The organism is Aeromonas sp. R2-2 (assembly GCF_040908355.1).
GTDB classification, from domain to species: Bacteria; Pseudomonadota; Gammaproteobacteria; order Enterobacterales; family Aeromonadaceae; genus Aeromonas; species Aeromonas veronii.
The window spans coordinates 63,170-82,880 of the sequence record NZ_JBFODQ010000064.1; the positions used below are offsets into that span (position 1 = coordinate 63,170).

The window sequence follows — 19,711 nt, forward strand, 5'->3', positions numbered from 1 at the left end:
TTATTCATTACTTCTCCTAACACAGGGATAGCCATGAGTATTACACGCAGAGATTTTCTCAACGGCGTTGCCATCACCATTGCGGCAGGCGTCGCCCCCATCAATCTGCTCAAGGCTGCCGAAGGCGGCAGCACGCTGGCGGATAAAACCCTGGCCTACCCGCCCGCCCTCACCGGGCTGCGCGGCAACCACCCGGGCTCCTTCGAACCGGCCCACAGCATCGCCCGTGACGGCAAGCAGTATGACTTCGCCAATATTCCCCTTGAGGGGGAGTACGATCTGGTGATCGTCGGCGCCGGGATCAGCGGTCTGGCCGCGGCCTGCTTCTATCAGCAACTGCTCGGCGCGGATAAAAAGATCCTGCTGCTCGACAACCACGACGACTTTGGCGGCCACGCCAAGCGCAACGAGTTCACCACCCCCGATGGCCTGCGTCTGGGTTACGGCGGCAGTGAGTCCCTGCAATCACCGCGTTCGGTCTACAGCCCGGTGGCGCTCGGTCTGCTCAAGGCGCTGGAGGTCAACATCGACGAGCTGGCCGCCGGTTTCCAGCAGACCTTCTATCCGGATCTGGGGCTCAGCCGTGGCGTCTATTTCGACGAGAAGCACTTTGGCGTCAACAAGATAGTAAGCGGGGATCCGGGCCACAACGTGGCGGACGATATCCCGCGCGATCGCCTGAACGGCCGGCCACTGGCAGAGTTTATCGGTGACTTCCCCCTCGATGATGCCGACAAGGCCGCCCTGTTGGCCCTGCACGAATCGAAGATCGACTACCTGAGCGGCATGACCCGCGAGCAGCAGGATGAGTGGGTGACTCGCAACAGCTACACCACCTTCCTGCGCGATAAAGTGGGTCTCAGCGAGCGGGCGATTACTTACTTCCAGCAGCGCACCAACGACTTCCAGGCGGTCGGCATCGACGCCACCGCCTGCGCCGATGCGCGCCTCTGCGCCTTGCCGGGGTTCGACGGCCTCAATCTGACGCCGCTTGATGCCGAGGAGCAGGCGGAGCTGGACGACCCCTACATCTTCCACTTCCCCGATGGCAACGCCGGTCTCACCCGCCTGATGGTACGCAAGCTCATTCCGCAGGTGGCGCCGGGTCACACCATGCAGGATGTGGTGCTGGCCAAGTTTGACTACAGCAAGCTCGACCTGCCTGAGCACAAGGTGCAACTGCGCCTTGGCAGCACGGCGTTGCAGGCCAAAAACGTGCGCCTCGCCGATGGCAAGCTGGCGGTGGATGTCACCTACATCAAGGAGGGGAAACTGCACCGGGTGCGGGCCAAGCAGTCGATCATGGCTGGCTACAACATGATGATCCCCTACATGGTGCCCGAGATGCCGGAGCCCCAGAAGGAGGCGCTGCGCCAGAATGTCAAGGCGCCGCTGGTCTACACCAAGGTGGTGATCAAGAACTGGCAAGCCTTCGTCAAGCTGGGGGTACACGAGGTCTACTCCCCCGCCGCACCCTATAGCCGGGTCAAGCTCGACTATCCGGTCAGCATGGGTGGCTACGAGCATCCCAAGAGCCCGGATCAGCCGATGTGCCTGCACATGGTCTATGTGCCGACCCTGCCGGGCAGCGGCCTCTCGGCCCGCGAACAGTCCCGCAAGGGGCGCGCCATGATCCTCGGCATGCCGTTCGAGCAGCATGAGCAGATGATCCGCGAGCAGTTGCAGGGGATGCTGGGCAGCGCCGGTTTCAACCATGAGCAGGACATCCTCGCCATCACGGTCAACCGCTGGTCTCACGGCTACTCCTATGTCACCAACACCCTGTTTGATGACGAAGCGCAGTGTGAAAAATGGATTGAACTGGGTCGCCAGCCGATCGGCAACATCACCATCGCCAACTCGGATGCAGGCTGGAGCCCCTACGCCCACGCCGCCATCGACGAAGCGTGGCGCGCCGTCAACGAGCTGGTAGCCATGAGCAAGGGAGGTGCCCAATGAGCCGCGCCCTGTCACTGACCGCCAGCGCCCTGCTGCTGGCCCTGCCCGCCCTTGCCGCCAACGCAGCCCCCGCCATGTCTGCGGGCGAATACGTGGCCAAGCTCGGCGATTGCGCCGCCTGTCACACCAGCGAGACCAGCAAGCCGCTGGCGGGCGGCAAAGGGTTCCCGACCCCCATCGGCACCGTATTTGCCACCAACATCACCCCCGACAAGACCCACGGTATCGGCAACTACAGCCTGCCGGAGTTCATCAAGGTGATGCGCGAAGGGGTGGCCCGCGATGGTCATCGCCTCTATCCGGCCATGCCCTACACCGCCTACGCCAAGATGAGCGATAAGGATCTCGAAGATCTCTATCACTACCTGATGAAGGAGGTACAGCCGCTGGCCATCGCCAACAAGGAAAGTGACATCCCCTGGCCCCTCAACATGCGCTGGCCGCTGATGGGCTGGAACTGGGTCTACCACGATGACAGCCGCTTCACCCCGGTGGCGGGCAAGAGCGAAGAGTGGAACCGTGGCGCCTATCTGGTGCAGGGTGCCGGCCACTGCGGCAGCTGCCACACTCCGCGCGGGCTTGGCATGCAGGAGAAAGCGCTGACCGATGCGGATCCCGTATACCTGAGCGGTGCGGCGCTGGATGGCTGGTATGCCCCCGATATTCGCGGCAGCCGTTACAGCAAGCAGGCGCTGATCGATCTGTTGAAAACCGGCCGCAGCCAGCATGAAGCGGTCGCGGGCCCCATGGGGGAAGTGATCACTCACAGCAGCCAGTATTTCAGCGACGCCGATCTGGCCAGTATCGCCACCTATCTGACCGATCTGAAAGATGAACCGGTGGCGGAGAAAGGGGCCCGCGCCTACGCCAGTGCCAGCGGCAAGGCGGACTACGCCATGTACTGCTCCACCTGTCACGGGGTCAACGGCCGGGGCAATGACCACGTCATCCCCTCGCTGGTCAACAACCGCACCGTGCTGGCGAGCGATCCGTCGAGCCTGATCAACGTGCTGCTGCACGGCGCCGAAACACCGGTCACCCACGACCATCTGGGTTACCACATGCCGGGCTATGGCTGGACCATGGATGATGAGCGGCTCGCCGAGCTGGTCAACACCCTGCGCGCCTCTTGGGGCAATGAAGGCACCGCCGTCAAGGCGGCGGCGGTCAAGGCCCAGCGCGAGCTGCACGGCAAGGAGTAAGGGCAGTCAGCCCTCTCTTGGCCAAGTGCCATAAAAAACGGGCCTCCACTGGAGGCCCGTTTGCTATTGATTAACCAGGTTCCGGTGCTTATCCCTTGCGGGATTTGGGCCCCGGCAGCGGCGCCGTTGGCTGGCGGTAATCGCCATAGGGGAAGATATTGCGAAACCGCTGGGCCACCGGTTCGGGGATGGAGCGGGAGAAGATCAGCTTCACGCCATCGCCATCGCGCTGCCCCACAATGCGACCGCGCACCGTGTCGTGGCGCAGGATCTGTTTAGCATGCTCAATAAAGGCGGGTGACACCTTGCCCTGCTTGACCACTACCTTGCCGGGTGCAAGACGGATCTCGAACAGGGCGCCACGCCCCAGCTTCATCAACCACCAGATCAGCGCAATCGCCACTATCAAGGAAATCCAGGCCATCTTCATCCCTCCCAAGCTCTTGATATAAGGCAGTATAAGCGGCCGTGCGCTCCGATTGTTTGGCGCCGATCACAGCCCCCGCGTCAGCGCAATAGCGCCTCTTTGCTCAGCAATCCTTGCCCCAGCCCACCAGCGTCTCGCGATAGAGCGCCAGCAAGGCTTCATCGCGCACCGACACCCCGACCTGCTGCGGGCGATAGGCTGCCCAGTCATCGTGGGAGTGGCGCTTGCCATCGAACTTTTGCAGGGTGTGGCCGATGGCCGGGCCGCTGGTGATCACCCGCACCGGCCCTTCGCGCAGGGTAAAGAGGGTCGGGTCGATGACATAGGCGATGGCGGACGGGTCGTGAACGTGGCAACCAGAGAGCCCCAGCTTCTCGGAGTAGAAGCGCAGATAGAAGCGGCTGACATCCCAGAGGAAGCGGCCCGGCTCCCCCGCCTTATCCCTGAGTTCATCCAGATAGGCGCTGCTGAAGAAGCTCTGCTGGGTCACATCCAGCCCGATGATCACCACAGGCCAGTCGGCGGTAAAGACCCGGTCGGCGGCATCGGGATCGTCGTGGATATTGGCCTCGGCATAGGGGGTGACGTTGCCGCGATGGCCGTTGACGCCAAAGGCGCCCCCCATCACCACCACCTGTTTCACCAGCGAGACAATCTCGGGCGCCTGTTGTAGCGCCAGCGCCAGATTGGTCAGCGGGCCGATAGTGACTATGGTGATCTCCCCCGGCGCGGCTTTCACCGCCTCGACAATATATTGCCAAGCGGGGCGAGGATCCGGAGCGATAGTCACCTCCCCCGCCTCCATATCGCCAAAGCCGCTCGGGCCGTGGACTATGGTGGTGGGGCCAACCGGCTCGCGCAGCAGCGGGGCTGCAGCGCCTTTGGCCACATCCGCCTTCATGCCGTACTTCTGCTTGAGCCAGAGGGCGTTGCGGGTGCCATTGTCGATGGTGGCGTTACCAAAAACGGTGGTGATGGCGAGCAGCTCGATGGCGGGATGGGCCTCGGCAAACAGGATGGCCATGGCATCGTCGATACCCGGATCGGTATCCAGAATGATTTTATGGGTCATGAGAAATTCCTACGGTGACAAACCCTGCGACAAAAGGGAGAGTCTACCCGGCTAACGGCCCCGTATCCCGGCATGGGATCACAGAGCGGGCCTTTGCTCTCGGCAACGACACGCTGCTGGCGACAATCTGCATAAAAAAGCGCGGCCCTGTCGCCAGCGCCGCGCCCTTTATCGTTGTTCGTTATCTGCTATCTGGCAGTGATCTGCCTGACTACGCCCCTCAGTGCTTGCGATGCCAGCGCGGTGAGGTCGCCTTCTCCCCCCAGGGGGTGACGCAGGGGAGCAGAGCCCCTTCAATCACCATCTCGCTGCCCGCCAGCGCCTCGGCGATCTTCTGGTGCAGCACCCGCAGTACTTTGCCCTCGTGCTCGGCCAGAGAGTGGCCCGCGGCAAAAAATTCCGGCTGATATTGCAATGCCAGCTTCTGGGCGAATTCGTAGGTGTTGAAGCAATCCGGCATCCGCTCAACCACATCTTCAAGCCGGGCCAACAAGCTGTTCAGTTCCCTGGTCATAGTGCTCTCTCCGTGTAGGTTAATAGCCAAAAACTACCCCTTATTGGATAAGTCACCAACGAGCAAACCACAAAAGTGTGGGGAGACACACAGTTCTCTCTTGCGTCCGGCTCATGGTGAACGGCAGACAGCTTGCCAGCTTTACATTCCGGTAACAAACAGCTAGATTTAGACCGACTAATCAGTCGGTCATTTTTCATGCGGAGAACAACATGGGTGCGGCTCAGCTTCAACACACTCCTGAGGATATCCTCGCCATCAAATTGTCCCTGCCGGATCAGCTGGCACGGCTCAAGCGGGCGAGTCTGGCTCACCCCATGCCTACCCTGGCCGAGCGCCGGGCGCAGCTGACCAAACTCAAACAGGCATTGCTCGCCCACAAGGGGCAGCTGTGCAAGGCGCTGGCAGCAGATTATGGCCAGCGCAGCCACTACGACAGCCTGATCGCCGATGTGCTGCCCTGCATCATGCAGATCAACTACACCCAGAAGCGGCTCAAGCGCTGGATGCAGCCCCACCGCCGTCACACCGGCCTGCTGCTGGCCCCCGCCAAAGTAGAGGTGCACTTCCAGCCGCTCGGGGTGGTCGGCATTATCGTGCCGTGGAACTTTCCAGTGATGCTAAGCCTTGGCCCCCTCATCACCGCCATCGCGGCGGGCAACCGGGCGATGCTGAAACTCTCCGAGTTCACCCCCCATACCAACGCCGTGCTGCGCACCATGCTCACCAGCGTGTTTGACGAAAACGAGATCGCCATCATCGAGGGGGATGCCCAGATGGCGGCGGCGTTCAGCTCGCTGCCGTTCGATCACCTGCTCTTTACCGGCTCCACCATGGTGGGCAAGCTGGTGATGGCCGCCGCCGCGCCCCAGCTCACCCCCCTCACCCTTGAGCTGGGTGGCAAGAGCCCCTGTCTTATCGCTCCCGACATGCCGGTCGCCACCGCGGTCGAACGGATGATCTTCGGCAAGAGCCTCAACGCCGGACAGATCTGCGTCGCCCCCGACTATGTGCTGCTGCCCCGCAGCGAGGTGGATAACTTTATCGCCGCCTATCGCCGCCACTTCAGCAAGCTCTACCCGCAGGGGCTCAATAGCGCCGACTACGGTGCCATCATCAACGACCGCCAGTATCAGCGCCTCGTCAGCTGGCTGGATGAAGCCGAGCAGGCGGGTGCCCAGCTCCACCCCTGTGGCAGCCCGGCCCGCGATGACCAGCGTCGCCTGCTGGTGCCCCACCTGCTGACCGAGGTGCCGGGTCAGTGTCAGGTGATGCAGCAGGAGATCTTTGGCCCGCTGCTGCCGCTCATCCCCTACGACACCCTGGAGGAGGCACTCGCCTATGTGGCCGAGCGGCCCCGCCCGCTGGCCCTCTATCTGATGAGCTTCGACCCCGAGCTGCAGGCGCGAGTGACCCGCGAGACTCACTCCGGCGGCATGGCGATCAACGAAAGCCTGTTTCAAGTGGCGGCCGACGATGTGCCCTTCGGCGGCATCGGCGCCTCCGGTATGGGCCACTACCACGGCCACGAGGGGTTCCTCACCTTCTCCAAGGCAAAAACCGTGCTGACCCGCGGCAAGTTCACCACCGGCTCCCTGATCCATCCCCCCTACCACAACTGGATCCAGAAGCTGATGATGGCCTTCTTCCTGCGCTGATGGAGATAACCATGAACCAGGCTATCCCGCAGCCACAAACCATGACCGACAAGCGCCGCCAGATCCTGGATGCCGCCCTCGCCCTCTGCGCCGAAGATGGTCTGCAGGGGGCCGCCACCGCCCGCATCGCCAAGGCGGCCGGGGTGGCCAACGGCACCCTGTTCCACCACTTTCCGAGCAAGGAGGCACTGATCCTCGCCCTCTATCAGGATGTGAAAACACGGATGGGGAGCGCCATCCATGAAGCAGATCCGACCCTGCCGCTGTACGACCAAACCCGCCACTACTGGCAGCTGGCGATGAGCTGGATGCTGGCCCACCCCAATGAGCTCAAATTCGTGCTCGGCTTCTTTCACTCCCCGCTGCTGGCCAGACCGGCCCGCAGCCAGATCCTGAACGATGCCCTGCGCTTTCTGCCTGCCCTGCTGGCAAAGGGGCAGGCCAGCGGCGAGCTGATGCAGGCTCCCGCGCCACTGTTGCTGGAGGTGTGTCAGGGCCAGTTCCTCGCCTGCGCATCACTGTTTGTCGATCAACCGGAGCTGGGAGAGGACGACTACTGGCAAGCCAGTGCGTTCGCCCTCTTCTGGTCAGCCATCTCAGGAGCCAATCCCCATGCAAACACGGATGTTTGAACCTGCGGCCGCCCTTGGCCGCCGCCTCTGGATCACCACTCTGCTCTGGGTGGTGGGTCGTACCCTCTGCCGCGCCGCCCGCACCGATGAGGCGGTACGCCGCGAATTGGCGCCGTTGCCGGACGGGTTGGCAATCCGCCTCGAAGTGGGCGGCATCGGCTACGCCATGAACATGCACAAGCAGGGTGGCCGCTGGTATCCCGGCGCGCCGGCGGCACCCCATGCAACCATCCATCCGCTGCGGGTGCGCTTCAAGCACCCCAATATCGCCTTTCGCGCCCTGAGCTTTCGGCTCGGGGTCAATCAGGCATTTGGCGAAAACCGGCTGCTGGTGGAGGGAGACCTGACCGTTGCCATGCATCTGGTGCGGGGGCTTGAGCAGTTGCAGTCCCTGATCCTGCCCGCCTTTATCGCGCGGCCGCTGCTGCGCCACTATCCCGCCCCGACCAACAAGCTTGGCCGGGCCTGCAACATCTATCTGGGTCTGGTGACCGGCTAACGCGCAAGGAGCCTTGAAATGAGCCGCTATTACGATTTCTTCTGCCCGGTCAAACTGCTGGCCGGTGAACAGGCGCTGGAGCAACTGGCCAGCGAGCTGGCCAGCCTCGGGGCCTGTCGCCCGCTGCTGCTGACCGACAAGGGGGTCAATGCCACCGGCCTTGCCACCCTGCTGGCCAATGTGCTGGCCGAAGGGGAGCTGCCGGTCGCCGCCATCTGGGACGAGATCCCGGCCGACTCTTCCACTGCCGTAGTGGAGCGGATCGCCAAACGCTATCGCGAGCTCGACTGCGACAGTCTGGTGGCGCTGGGGGGCGGCTCGGTCATCGACACCGCCAAGGCAGTCAACATTCTCACTTCCATGGGGGGGGATCATCTGCTCGACTACTCGGGCGCCGGTTGCCTGACCCGTCCCCTCAAGCCGCTGGCGGTGGTGCCCACCACAGCGGGCACAGGCTCAGAGGTGACGCTGGTGGCGGTGATCAAGGATGAGGCGAGCGGGCGCAAGGTGCCCTTCACCTCCCCCTTCCTGCTGCCCCAGCTGGCGGTGCTCGACCCGCGCCTGACCCAGGGACTGCCCCTCAATATCACCGCCGCTACCGCCATGGACGCCATGACCCACGCCATCGAGGCCTTTATCGGTACCGCCAAGAACCCGGTGAGCGATGCGCTGGCCCTGATGGCAGTGGAGAAGATCGCCAGCGCCCTGCCGCAAATCATCCACGACCCGCAAAACAAACAGCTCCGACTGCAACTGGCGGAAGGCTCAACGCTGGCTGGCATGGCTTTTTCCAACTCCATGGTGGGGCTGGTGCACGCCCTCGGCCACAGTCTGGGAGCCCGCTGCCATCTGCCCCACGGGCTGTGCATGAACCTCTTTTTGCCGACCGTGCTCGACTACAACCGCCCCGAGGTGGATAGCGAGTTGGCCCGGCTGCTGTTGCCGCTGGTGGGGGCAGAGCGCTTTGCTGCCACCCCGGCCCATCAGCGGGCGGAGGCGACCATCACAGCCATTCGCACCCTGCGCGACACCTTGTGGCAAGCGGTCAAGCTGCCGCGCACCATGAGCGAGGCAGGGGTAAGCGACCGCTCGCTACTGACCGAGATCCGCGATCTGGCGGTCAACGACGGTGCCCTGCTGTTCAATCGCAAGGATGCCGACCGTGAGCAGTTACTCACCCTGCTGGAGCGGGCATGGGCCTAGTGGCTAATCGGCCGCAACCTCACAAATAAACTGGAATGGCGCATCAGGATGGTGCGCCAACAATGAAAAGAGTTGATCAAAATCCTCTTGGTTCTTTTTGCTCGCGCGGTTGTGGCTATACCAAATAGCCCCCGTATCCCCCATCCACAATGAGATTCTCTTGGCCAACAACAGCCGAATTTTTCTATTTTTACCTGCCGTTTCAAACTGAGCCTTGAGTTCAGGGTTGGATGCATCAGAAATCGCAATCTGCCGCTGATCTGGGCTGTTCTGACTTTGAGCCAACACCTTCCGGGTAACTTTCAACATTACCGTGTCCATTTTTACCTCTTCCGAACTTGCTGATTATTGCCACATCGATTCGTGCCAAGATAAAAGCCAGAGAGCAAGAGCTGGCTCAATAATCCTGATAACAATCGATACATCATCCACTATCTGTTCTATACCTTGGCTAACAGTTATGTTGTGCCGAGAGACCCAACTTTATGCCAGAGGTGCCCACCATGAGCGACATCATCCATCAGGCCAACCAGCAGCAGTTCATCTGTATGGTGGAGGGGAAAGAGTCGAGACTGCGCTACCGGCGGCTCGATGCCAAGACCATCGACGCCTACAGCACCTTCGTGCCCCCCGAGCTGCGGGTGCAGGGGATTGCCGATCAGCTGGCGCGTGCCTTCTTCAACTGGACTCAGGCGGAGGGGCTCACTATAGTGCCGAGCTGCCGCTACATTGATGTCTGGTTACGCCGCAATGCCAACAACTGAACCTCTGAACTCCGCCCTCGAACAGCAATTCCAAGCCAAAACAGAAGCCCTGCTGCGGGCCGATCCGCAGCGGATGGCCTGCCTGCAAGCCGCGGCCGAGCTCAATCTGCCCGACTGGGCGCTGGGAGCAGGCTTTATCCGCAACCTCATCTGGGATCACCTTCACCACAAGGCGGAGCCCACCCCGCTCAACGATATCGACCTTATTTATCTCGACAAAACCGATCCGCAAGGGCTGGCCGAGACGGCGCATGAAGCCTGGCTGGCAAAGCGGCTGCCGGATCAGCAGTGGGAAGTGCGCAATCAGGCCCGCATGCACACGCGGCAGCTGGTAACGCCGTTTGCCAGCAGCCTTGAGGCGCTCAGCCACTGGGTCGAGGTGCCCACCTGCATCGGCGTACGCCTGACCAAAGATGGCGAGTTCGAGTGGCTTGCCCCCTACGGCTTTGCCATTAACTGGTCGCTGCAAGTGAGTGCCAACCCCAAATGTCGCCAGGACAAACAGATTTTTACCCAGCGCATCAAGGAGAAACGCTGGCAGGCTATCTGGCCTGACCTTCAGGTAAACTGGCCATAACCTGATTGCAATCTTTCGATAACCTTGGGCACACTAGGGGAAAAGCTGGTTGTAACTCAATGGGTTAAATAATGCGCGATTTCTTCTCTCTCGAACGCTGGCTACCGGGCCTCGCCGCCCTGCTGCATTACCAGCGCGCCTGGTTGATGCCAGATCTTCGCGCCGGACTCTCGGTGGCGGCCGTGGCGCTGCCCGTCGCCATTGCCTATGCAGAACTCGCCGGAGTGGGTGCCATCGTCGGTCTCTACTCCTGCATCCTGCCCATGCTGGTCTACGCCCTGTTTGGCACCTCCCGCCAGCTGATTGTCGGCCCCGATGCCGCCACCTGTGCGGTCATCGCCGCCGTGGTGACGCCGCTAGCCGCAGGCGACCCCACCCGTCACTGGCAACTGGTGATGACCATGACCGCCATGACCGGCTTCTGGTGCCTGATTGCCAGCCGCTTCAAGCTGGGAGTGCTGGCGGACTTTCTCTCCCGCCCGATCCTGATGGGGCTGCTCAATGGTGTGGCCATCACCATCATGGTGGGCCAGCTCTCCAAGATCTTCGGCTTCACTTTCAGCGAACGTTACCTCATCGAGCGGATCGCCAGCGGGGCCACCTATATCACCCAGACCCATCTGCCGACCCTGGCCATGAGTCTGGTAGCCCTGCTCACCTTGCTGCTGGCCAAGCGCTACAAACCGGCATGGCCCTCCTCCATGGTGGCCATGGTGGTGACCGCTGCGCTGGTGTGGGGCTTTAATCTCGGCCAGTTTGATATCGCCACCCTGGGGACGGTGGGCTCCGGCCTGCCCGCGTTCCAGATGCCGGAATTTCCCCCCGGTCTGATGCGGGAGCTGGTGCTGCCCGCCCTTAACCTGGCCATGGTGAGCTTCGTCTCCATGATGCTGACCGCTCGCAGCTTTGCAGCCAAAAACGGTTACGAAATCGACGCGGACAAGGAGTTTCGGGCCCTCGGTATGGCGAACCTCGCCTCGGCGGTCTCCCAGGGTTTCGCCATCAGCGGCGCGGATTCGCGCACTGCGGTCAACGATGCCAACGGCGGCAAGAGCCAGCTGGTCTCCATCATCGCTGCGGCGGTGATCGCCCTCATCACCTTCTATCTGACGGCGCCGCTCAAATATATTCCCACTGCCGCCCTCGGGGTGGTGCTGGTGATGGCCTCCCTGTCGCTCACCGATTTTCGCGGTCTTTGGGCCCTGCGTAACTCCGATCGCTCCGCCTTCTGGCTGGCGCTGGTCACCTTTATCAGCGTGCTCACCATGGGGGTGATCCCCGGGATCACCCTCGCCGTGTTGCTGGGGTTGTTCCAGTTCCTGCGCAATGTGATGCGTCCCACCGATCAACTGCTCGGCATGGATGACGAGGGGGTAGTGCGTACCCTGGGGGACAACGAACAGGCCAAAGCCATTCCCGGCATTCTGGTCTATCGCTTCAACTCGCCGCTCACCTACTTCAACGCCCCCTACTTCAAGCGGCGGGTGTTGGCCCTGCTGGTGCAGGATCCCCGAGCCCCCAAGTGTCTGGTGATCGATGCGGTCGCCTGCTTCACCCATCAGGACATCAGCGTGATGAGCATGGTGGGAGAGCTGCACAAAGAGCTGAAACGGCGCGGCATCCATATGGTGATGGCGGGTCGCCACGGCCAGATGACCCACTGGCTAAAGCAGGCGGGCGTGCGGGTGGGCGATGAAGGGATCATCCTCTGCCCCGACATGTATCAGGCGCTACGCCTGACCCGCTGCTACCGCGAGCCGGTGTTCAAGGATGATGCGGTGGTGGAGAGCACCACTGATGCCATCCGCTCCAACTGGCCGCAGGATGATGCCCTGCCCGACTCGGCGCGCCTCACCCTGCCAAGCGAACAGGAGGCGGGCGCCACGCCTGCCTGATCCCTTGGCCTGACCCCTGGCCGGTGCAATCCTGCACNGGATTGCACCGGCCAGGGCCTTGGTGTTAAATGCGCCCCCAGAGGGCACTTCCCCGTACCCTCCCAGCTGTTGGACATGCCATGCAATCTCAATCCCACGCAGGCCCGGGCACCCTCTTTGCGCTGACCTGGCCGCTCTTTATCGATCTCGCCCTGCACTTTCTGACCGGTGCCCTCAATACCTTCATGGTGGGTCACGTCTCCTATCAGGGAGTGGCCGCGCTGGCGGTCGGCAATCAGGTGTTCGATCTCGCCATCACATTGTTCAGCTTCGTCAGCATCGGCACCAGCGTGGTGATCACCCAGTATCTGGGGGCGGGCGATCGGGAGAAGAGTCGGGTGGTGATCCACACCGCAATCGGCTTCAACCTGCTGATCGGTTTGGTGGCCGCCATTGGCGTGATGGCGGGGGCCAGCACCATGCTGGCGCTGATGAACCTGCCTGCCAACCTGATGAGCGACGGGACGCTTTACTTGCAGATCATCGGTCTCTGCCTGTTACCGGAAGCGGCAGCCCTCTGTCTGGCAGCCACCCTGCGCGCTCACGGCCACACCCGCCAGGCGATGTATGTGACCCTGATCGTCAACCTCATCACCTTCGTCGGCAACCTGCTGCTGCTCTACGGCTGGTTCGGCTTGCCCCAGCTGGGGGTCGCCGGTGTCGCCATCAGCACGGTCGCGGGCCGACTGGTCGGCGTGGTGCTGCTGGTGTGGCTAGTGGCCCGCAAGACCGGCATTCGACTGGTGGTGCGCGATATCGTCCACCCCAGCCGGGAGATGCTGGGCAAGGTGCTCCATATCGGCCTGCCGGCGGCAGGAGAGAACCTCTCCTGGATGCTGCAGTTTATGGTGGTGACAGCCTTTGTCGGACTGCTGGGGGACAAGGCGCTGGCAACCCAGTCCTACTTCTTTCAGATCTGCCTGTTTATCCTGCTGTTTGGCCTCTCCATCGGCCTTGGCAACGAGATCATCATCGGCCATCTGGCGGGGGCCAGACAGTTCGATCGCGCCTATCAGCAACTGCTCAAGAGCCTCAAGCTGGGGTTGGCAGTTACCTGCGTCATCGCCGTGGCGGCGGCCCTCAATGGCCGCACCATCATCAGCCTCTTTACCGATGATGCCGACATCATCACCCAGGTGGCGCAACTGTTTCTCATCAGCCTTATCCTCGAACCCGGCCGCACCTTCAATCTGGTGGTGATCAACGCCCTGCGGGCCACCGGGGATGCCCGTTTCCCCCTCTACATGGCGTTGCTCTCCATGTGGGGAATTGCCGTGCCACTCTCCTATTTCCTCGGTATCATGCAGGGTTATGGACTGGTCGGTATCTGGCTGGCGCTGGCCTGCGACGAGTGGGTGCGCGGTCTGGCCATGTTCTGGCGCTGGCGCAGTCGTCGCTGGCAAAACAAAATTCTTGTTGAAACAAAAGCGGAATCACAATGAAGAAGATAGGACTCTTGCTGGCTGCCATCCTGCTCAGCCCCCTGGCCATGGCACAAACTGCCCCTGCCGCTCCCAAGGCTCAAGCCACTCAGACCTGGTATGTGGCCCCCATCGCCATCGATGAAACCAGCGACGCCCAGAAGGCGCTGACCAAGGACTTCATGGCCCAGATGATCAAGACCATCAAGATCAACGAGTACCAGACCGGCAAGGCGGTGGGCAACACCAAAAAGCCCAAGTGGCTGATCCGCACCAAGCTGATCCCCGCCAGCAACGAGCCGCTGGTCGGCAAGAAGCACCCGCAGGGTCTCACCTACGGCAAGGGCAATCCGACCCAGGAGATCGTCGGCGAGCTGTTGATGAACGGCACCCTGGTGGCCCACATCGGCCAGGGCTGGCGCGAGCCTATCGTCCCGGGCACGCCGGTGGCCGAAAAGCTCTCCATCGCCAACTATCGCTACGCCATCGGGGATCAGGCCAAGTCGGCGGATCTGGAGGAGCTGGCGGCCCAGATTGGCTTTGAGGCGGGCAAGGTGATCCACCGCGATGGCAAGCCGCTGCCCGAGAAGAAAAAGAAAAAAGAGCAGGCGGACGAAGATAAAGAGTAACGTTGCCTGCATCCATAAAAAGGGGCCACTCGGCCCCTTTTTTGATCCTGCACCCTCACGCCAACACTGCCCCTGTTGTGACTTGTCGCACAGTTTGGCTCACCATTCAGATTGATAAATCACTTATCTTGTTTTGATTCAACAAGTTATAAATATCCCGCCGAATACTCCAAATCATTGCCCCCAAATCCGATCAGGATCACATTTATCCCCGGCACTAAGGGGTAGCTTTGGTCTTACAGGCACAATCAAACGAAACCAAGGAGGCTCCATTACATGTTCCCAGAGTACAGAGAACTCATCTCGAAACTGAAGAGCAGTGATGTCCATTTCCAGAAGAAGTTTGACTTGCACAACGACCTGGATGCGGAGATTAGAAAGTTGGAAAAGCATCACGCCAGCGACTATAGCGCCGAGGTGAGAGATCTGAAAAAACAGAAACTCAAACTGAAAGAGGAGATATACGACATCCTCAAACAACATCCACAATAGATGCCTCGAAGAATATGCGGATAAGCAATTTATCCCCCAGCCCGGCCCACGCGCCGGGCTTTTTGTTGTTTCAGTCAATTAGTTGACACCCGAGCCTACCGATCTTGCCGGTAGTTTGTTACATTTTTTCCTTGGAATTCAGGGAATAACGGTGATGATAACATGAGCAGAAAACGATCTTTTTATCATCTCTTGCTGCTTTGCCTGTTCGCATTGAGCCACCCCCTGCAGGCTCAGGAGCCTGAACTGGAGCTGTGGCACTCCCAGCAGGCTGGTTACGTGATCGACGACGTGATCGCCCGCTTCAATCAGGAGGGGAACCACAGAGTACGGGTCACCCAGATTGAGCCGGGCAAGATCAAGGCGGATCTCCTGCTGGCAGCTCAGGCCAGGGGGCTGCCCGATCTGATGCTGATCCCCTCCGATTTTATCGGCCTCTATCGCCAGATGACCCTCGCCCCCCTCCCGGCCGAGTGGTTTTCCCCCTCATTGATGGCCAGTGCCTTGCGTTATGTCACCCTGGATAGGCAACGCTGGGGCATGCCCATGATGCAGGGCAACCATCTGATGCTGTTTTACAACAAGGCGCTGGTCTCGACTCCGGTGACCCAATGGCAGCAACTGACAGCTATCACCCCGACCCTCAAGGCCAAGGGGGTCTACCCCGTCAGCTGGCCCTATCACGACATGTACTACTTCGCCGCCTTTTTACACACCTTTGGCGGCTCGCCGGTGACCGAAGGGCGCATCACCCTCGACAGCCCGGCCATGGTGCAGGCACTGGAGGCCTACCGCACCGTCGCCAGCGAACAGTGGGTCGATCCCGAGTGCGACTATGACACCGCCCTCGCCCGCTTCAATGAGGGCAAGAGCGCCTACCTCATCAATGGGGACTGGGCCTTCAATGATCTGGTGAAGAACATGGGGGATAAGCTGGGCGTCGCCCTGCTGCCCCGCTGGCAAAGCCATCCCATGCACTCCATGAGCGGCGCCTACGTAATGGGAGCCTCCCGCTGGGCGATGGACGATGAGGATCGGCAACCCGTCATCAAGGCATTGATGGCCTTTATCCAGCGTCAGGATATTCAACAGTTCATCTATCATCAGGGGGCGCTGCTGCCGGTCAATCAGCAGGCTTTTACCGCCATCAGCCGCCGTCCCACACCTCAGGAAAAAGTGCTGCTGGAGCAGTTCACCCTCAGTACCCCCATGCCCTCCGACAGCGCCATGTCCATCGCCTGGCAAGCGATGGAGAAAGGGTTCGAGCGCTTTAAAGAGGGGATCAGTGCCGCCGACACCGCCCGCTATATGCAGCAGTTGGCCGATCAGCAGTACCGGCAGGTCAAAGCACCATGAAACATCGCACCTTTCGGCTTGGACCGACCCTGATCATCATCCTGTTCACCGTCGCCCTGCTGCCGGCGCTGCTGGCCAGCACTGTGCTGCTGATCCGCCAGCACCAGATCATCGCCCAGAGCGAGCAGTCGCAGCTGGAGCGAGCCCTCACCAGCATGACCCGCGAGGCCCGCTTTCGCAGCGAGCTGATCGGCACCCAGATCAATCAGCTCAGCCAGGATCGGGTACTCCATCAGGCCCTCGACAACTTTCTCTTCTCCAGCCATGCCCGACTGGCACTGGCCACCTTTGTCAAATCCAACAGCCTGATCACCTCGGCCTACCTCATCGATGACAAGGGGTTGGTGGTGGAGTACATCAATGGTCAGGCCTCCCACCTCGAGTCGAGCGACCTGATGCCGCAGCTGATGGCCTGGGGCAAGACCCGCGAGGCGAAACAGGGCAAGCATCTGCTGCTGCCCGTCGATGATCCTGTGCTGGTCGACGACATGGAGCAAAACCGCAGCGGTGGGCTGGCGCTGGTAGCCCCCATCTATCGCAACCACCAGCGCGCAGGGGTGATGCAGACCCCTTCCGGCTTCGTGATAGCCATTCTCCCCTGGCGGCAGATGGCCCAGTTGCTGGAACCCTATCTCAAGGGAAGCGAATATCTGGTGATCTGCCAGGGCGAGAACCGTCTTTACGAAGGGGCTCACCAGAGCGCCAACGCCATGGATGACAGGGAGCCAAGCAAGATGGCGCAGCCCCTGGCCATTGGCTGGCCCCAGCTGGAGCAGGAGATCACCCCCACCATCACCCTCTACAGCTACAGCAATGACAGGGTCAGCGAGCTCAATAAATCCCAACAGCTGCTGACCGTCAGCATCGCCGTCATGTTGCTGCTGGTAGCCATCGGCTGCGTCTGGCTCACCCGCTGGCTAACCCGACCGCTGCGCTCGCTGGCCGCGCTGGTGCGCAGCTATGGCAAGGGCAATTACCAGCAACGGCAGGCGCCGCTGCGCTTTGTGGAGTACGACGAGGTGCGCCAGCTGCTGCAAGAGATGGCCAGCACCATCTCGGATCAGGTGCGGGCGCTCTATCAGCAAAATGAACAGCTGCAGCAGGCCAATAGCGAGAAAGAGGCCTTCAACCAGCGGCTGCTCGGCTTCAACGACGAACTGGAACAAGAGGTCGCCTCGCAAACGACCGCCCTGCGCTCGGCCCTGAGCCGGGAGGAGCGTAGCCGCCATATCCTGCAATCCTGGCTGCAGTTCGGTCTGCACCAGCAGCTGGACATCGATATTGCCGAGCTGGCCAGCTCTGCCCTGCTGCAACTCTCGCAGCTCTATCCCGGCCACCGCTGGGGGCTGGTGATCCGCCGCGATGGCCAGCCCCACTACTCCCTGACCCAGGGGGTCGATGCCCCCTTGCGGGATGCCTTGCAGGAGAAACTGGCTCAACTGATGGATGAGGAGGTCAAACACTCCGAATGCCAGTGGGACAACGCACTCTGGAAGATCATGACCCTGCCCGGTAGCCAGAGCGGCGTGCTGTTTGGCTATCTGATGGTGAGCGCCGAAGGGCTGGAGTCCGAAGACAGGGCCATCTTGCGGCTGTTTGCCAAGCAGTTGGCGGTGGGCATCGAGGGGCGTCTCTTCACCGACGAGCTGGCGCGGGTCGCCCGCACCGACAACCTCACCGGACTGCCCAACCGGCAGGCGTTCGAAGAGACCTTCCACCACTATCAAGCGGTGCTGGCGCGCCATCCGGAGCGTCACCTCGCCCTCTTCATGCTCGACCTCAACGGCCTCAAGCGCACCAACGACCAGTATGGGCACGAGGCGGGCGACGCCCTGCTGATCCAGATGGCTCGCCAGCTGCGCACCCTCTGCCGTCAGGATGAGAAGATTTTCCGCATCGGCGGCGACGAGTTCGTCCTGCTGGCGGAGGCGGATCACCTCGCCAGCCAGCTGCTGGCAGGCAGGTTGGAGGCAAGCCAGCAGCACGCCATTGTGCAGCATGGGGAGCACAGCTTCCCGCTGCGTTTTGCCATCGGCTGGAGCAGCAGCGACCAGACACCGCTGGCGGAGCTGAGCCGGGTGGCTGACGATGCCATGTATGCCAATAAGGCGCGTTTCTATCAGGGGCAGCGATAAAATGCAGAGGTCTGTGGCGTTGGCGAGCCTTTCGCCAACGCCCTGATCAGCTCGCAAAAATGGCGCGCAACGCTAGACGCGGCGCGGACCATGACTAAGATAGGGGCTCTTGATGTCTCGATTTGGAAGGGAGTAGGAAATGGAGTCGCGAATTCAACTTCGAAGTGCAATTCCCGATTAAAAATCAGGCTGCTTTCAGAAGTTCGTCAAAAACCACCTGTGGCTGTTTGAATCCCAAGCATTTGCGCGGCCTGAAGTTCAGCCGCTTTTCGACGGCTGACAGTGCCTCTGCTGTCACCACACTCAAATCACTGCCTTTGGGCACATATTGCCGCAGCAGACCATTGCTATTCTCATTCTGTCCCCGTTCCCATGCACTGTATGGATGCGCAAAGTACACCTGCGCTTCCAGCTCTGCTGCAACACGTTCATGTTCGACAAACTCGCTACCATTGTCAGCTGTGATGGTATGGACATGTGCCTGGTAGGGTTTCAGCATGCTGATAATGGTGTCCGCCACCGCGCTGGCTGTTTTGCTGGGAACGTATTGAACCAGGTAGAGCCGGCTCTTACGCTCCAACAGACTCACTATTGCACCGCTGCCTTGCTTACCCAACACGGTATCGACTTCCCAATCTCCCACACGGCTCCGCTCATTGACTATCGCAGGGCGTTCATCAATCGATACCGGATTGGGAATGACACTGCGTTTGCTGTTCTTACCCTTGCGATAGCGTTTGTGACCCTGACGCAGATGCCGGTATAGCGTGCCACCGTTGGCCTTGTCGCGTGCCACATAGCGGTATATCCACTCGTGGCTAACCGGGCAGTTAATCATGTCTCCAACGCCACTGATTTGCTCGGGACTCCAGTCCGCGACCAGCGCCATGCAAACAAAGTCGATGGTATCAGACGGGACAGTACGCTTCTGACTCGTCAGCCGTCGTGCCGTGGCAAGTTGGTGAGCCTGCTGCGGCTGATAGGCCTGCCCAGCACAATTACGACGAAGCTCACGACTGATAGTCGATGGATGAACCCCGAGCTGTTTGGCAATGCGGGCCTGTGACAGGCCATGGTCACGGAGGCAGGCAATCTGGTATCGTAGCCCCTCGGTCAACTGCTGGTATTTCATGGTGTATCGCTTTGTTTCTTTGGCGAGAAGAAGCGTACCCTAACTGGTAGTTGACCGCCTCTCTCCTATGCACCATGGGCATTGCACTTATTATCTGAATTCACG

General features: G+C 61.0%; 19 protein-coding genes. 14 read left to right on the top strand and 5 right to left on the bottom strand.

Annotated elements, in window-relative coordinates; translation table 11 throughout:
• Positions 1 to 33: 33 nt before the first annotated feature.
• Together AB5Z09_RS13015 and AB5Z09_RS13020 are read left to right on the top strand one after the other, a co-directional pair.
• Positions 34 to 1,959 (top strand): FAD/NAD(P)-binding protein, encoded by a 1,926-nt coding sequence (locus AB5Z09_RS13015; protein ID WP_127005790.1) that lies wholly within the window; start codon positions 34 to 36, stop codon positions 1,957 to 1,959.
• A complete protein-coding gene (locus tag AB5Z09_RS13020; protein ID WP_368195452.1) occupies positions 1,956 to 3,161 on the top strand; it encodes a cytochrome c in 1,206 nt (401 codons plus the stop codon). Before AB5Z09_RS13015 ends, AB5Z09_RS13020 begins: the two co-directional genes overlap by 4 nt.
• Positions 3,162 to 3,249: 88 nt before the next feature.
• On the opposite strand, the gene AB5Z09_RS13025 is transcribed toward AB5Z09_RS13020, so the two are convergent.
• From AB5Z09_RS13025 to AB5Z09_RS13035, 3 genes are all read right to left on the bottom strand, one after another.
• Entirely contained in the window at positions 3,250 to 3,585 is a 336-nt protein-coding gene (locus AB5Z09_RS13025) for a DUF3634 family protein (protein ID WP_005353195.1), read from the bottom strand.
• Between the two features lie 106 nt (positions 3,586 to 3,691).
• Positions 3,692 to 4,660, bottom strand: coding sequence for a nucleoside hydrolase (locus tag AB5Z09_RS13030; protein WP_204483116.1), 969 nt, complete (start codon positions 4,658 to 4,660; stop codon positions 3,692 to 3,694).
• A 220-nt stretch (positions 4,661 to 4,880) separates the two neighbouring features.
• Complete coding sequence (locus AB5Z09_RS13035; RefSeq protein WP_005353197.1) at positions 4,881 to 5,174, bottom strand: hypothetical protein; 294 nt, start codon at positions 5,172 to 5,174, stop codon at positions 4,881 to 4,883.
• Positions 5,175 to 5,386: 212 nt separating this feature from the next.
• Between AB5Z09_RS13035 and AB5Z09_RS13040 the strand changes: the two genes are divergently transcribed.
• From AB5Z09_RS13040 to AB5Z09_RS13055, 4 genes are read left to right on the top strand one after another with little or no spacing between them, the layout of a single operon-like run.
• Positions 5,387 to 6,832 carry a coniferyl aldehyde dehydrogenase gene (locus AB5Z09_RS13040; protein ID WP_368195453.1) on the top strand — a complete coding sequence of 482 codons (1,446 nt, stop codon included), beginning with the start codon at positions 5,387 to 5,389 and terminating at the stop codon, positions 6,830 to 6,832.
• A gap of 11 nt (positions 6,833 to 6,843) precedes the next feature.
• Positions 6,844 to 7,464: a TetR/AcrR family transcriptional regulator gene (locus AB5Z09_RS13045; RefSeq protein WP_213388906.1), complete on the top strand. Its 621-nt coding sequence runs from the start codon at positions 6,844 to 6,846 to the stop codon at positions 7,462 to 7,464.
• Positions 7,445 to 7,963, top strand: a complete 519-nt coding sequence (locus AB5Z09_RS13050; protein WP_309507286.1) for a hypothetical protein — start codon at positions 7,445 to 7,447, stop codon at positions 7,961 to 7,963. The genes AB5Z09_RS13045 and AB5Z09_RS13050 overlap by 20 nt, the downstream gene beginning before the upstream one ends.
• Positions 7,964 to 7,981: 18 nt before the next feature.
• On the top strand, positions 7,982 to 9,166 hold the full coding sequence (locus AB5Z09_RS13055) for an iron-containing alcohol dehydrogenase (protein ID WP_279458615.1): 1,185 nt from the start codon (positions 7,982 to 7,984) through the stop codon (positions 9,164 to 9,166).
• A 3-nt stretch (positions 9,167 to 9,169) separates the two neighbouring features.
• Here AB5Z09_RS13055 and AB5Z09_RS13060 read toward each other — a convergent pair whose 3' ends face one another.
• Positions 9,170 to 9,475: a hypothetical protein gene (locus AB5Z09_RS13060; protein WP_129503659.1), complete on the bottom strand. Its 306-nt coding sequence runs from the start codon at positions 9,473 to 9,475 to the stop codon at positions 9,170 to 9,172.
• A 194-nt stretch (positions 9,476 to 9,669) separates the two neighbouring features.
• On the opposite strand from AB5Z09_RS13060, the gene AB5Z09_RS13065 reads away from it, so the two are divergent.
• The 8 genes from AB5Z09_RS13065 to AB5Z09_RS13100 all read left to right on the top strand — a co-directional run bounded on the left by AB5Z09_RS13065 (position 9,670) and on the right by AB5Z09_RS13100 (position 18,474).
• Positions 9,670 to 9,930 carry a GNAT family N-acetyltransferase gene (locus AB5Z09_RS13065; RefSeq protein ID WP_005337747.1) on the top strand — a complete coding sequence of 87 codons (261 nt, stop codon included), beginning with the start codon at positions 9,670 to 9,672 and terminating at the stop codon, positions 9,928 to 9,930.
• Positions 9,917 to 10,507, top strand: a complete 591-nt coding sequence (locus AB5Z09_RS13070; protein ID WP_368195454.1) for a nucleotidyltransferase family protein — start codon at positions 9,917 to 9,919, stop codon at positions 10,505 to 10,507. Before AB5Z09_RS13065 ends, AB5Z09_RS13070 begins: the two co-directional genes overlap by 14 nt.
• Positions 10,508 to 10,578: 71 nt before the next feature.
• Positions 10,579 to 12,402: a SulP family inorganic anion transporter gene (locus AB5Z09_RS13075; RefSeq protein ID WP_005361668.1), complete on the top strand. Its 1,824-nt coding sequence runs from the start codon at positions 10,579 to 10,581 to the stop codon at positions 12,400 to 12,402.
• Between the two features lie 119 nt (positions 12,403 to 12,521).
• Complete coding sequence (locus tag AB5Z09_RS13080) at positions 12,522 to 13,883, top strand: MATE family efflux transporter (RefSeq protein ID WP_005361670.1); 1,362 nt, start codon at positions 12,522 to 12,524, stop codon at positions 13,881 to 13,883.
• Positions 13,880 to 14,491 carry a hypothetical protein gene (locus AB5Z09_RS13085; protein WP_021230678.1) on the top strand — a complete coding sequence of 204 codons (612 nt, stop codon included), beginning with the start codon at positions 13,880 to 13,882 and terminating at the stop codon, positions 14,489 to 14,491. The genes AB5Z09_RS13080 and AB5Z09_RS13085 overlap by 4 nt, the downstream gene beginning before the upstream one ends.
• Before the next feature lie 276 nt (positions 14,492 to 14,767).
• Positions 14,768 to 14,983 carry a YdcH family protein gene (locus AB5Z09_RS13090; protein ID WP_005337763.1) on the top strand — a complete coding sequence of 72 codons (216 nt, stop codon included), beginning with the start codon at positions 14,768 to 14,770 and terminating at the stop codon, positions 14,981 to 14,983.
• 162 nt (positions 14,984 to 15,145) lie between these two features.
• On the top strand, positions 15,146 to 16,339 hold the full coding sequence (locus AB5Z09_RS13095) for an extracellular solute-binding protein (RefSeq protein ID WP_263085930.1): 1,194 nt from the start codon (positions 15,146 to 15,148) through the stop codon (positions 16,337 to 16,339).
• Positions 16,336 to 18,474 carry a diguanylate cyclase gene (locus AB5Z09_RS13100; protein ID WP_368195455.1) on the top strand — a complete coding sequence of 713 codons (2,139 nt, stop codon included), beginning with the start codon at positions 16,336 to 16,338 and terminating at the stop codon, positions 18,472 to 18,474. The genes AB5Z09_RS13095 and AB5Z09_RS13100 overlap by 4 nt, the downstream gene beginning before the upstream one ends.
• 184 nt (positions 18,475 to 18,658) lie before the next feature.
• Here AB5Z09_RS13100 and AB5Z09_RS13105 read toward each other — a convergent pair whose 3' ends face one another.
• The gene (locus tag AB5Z09_RS13105) at positions 18,659 to 19,606 is read right to left on the bottom strand and encodes an IS30-like element ISAeca1 family transposase (RefSeq protein WP_012564931.1); all 948 of its coding nucleotides are present in this window, start codon (positions 19,604 to 19,606) and stop codon (positions 18,659 to 18,661) included.
• Positions 19,607 to 19,711 lie beyond the last annotated feature (105 nt).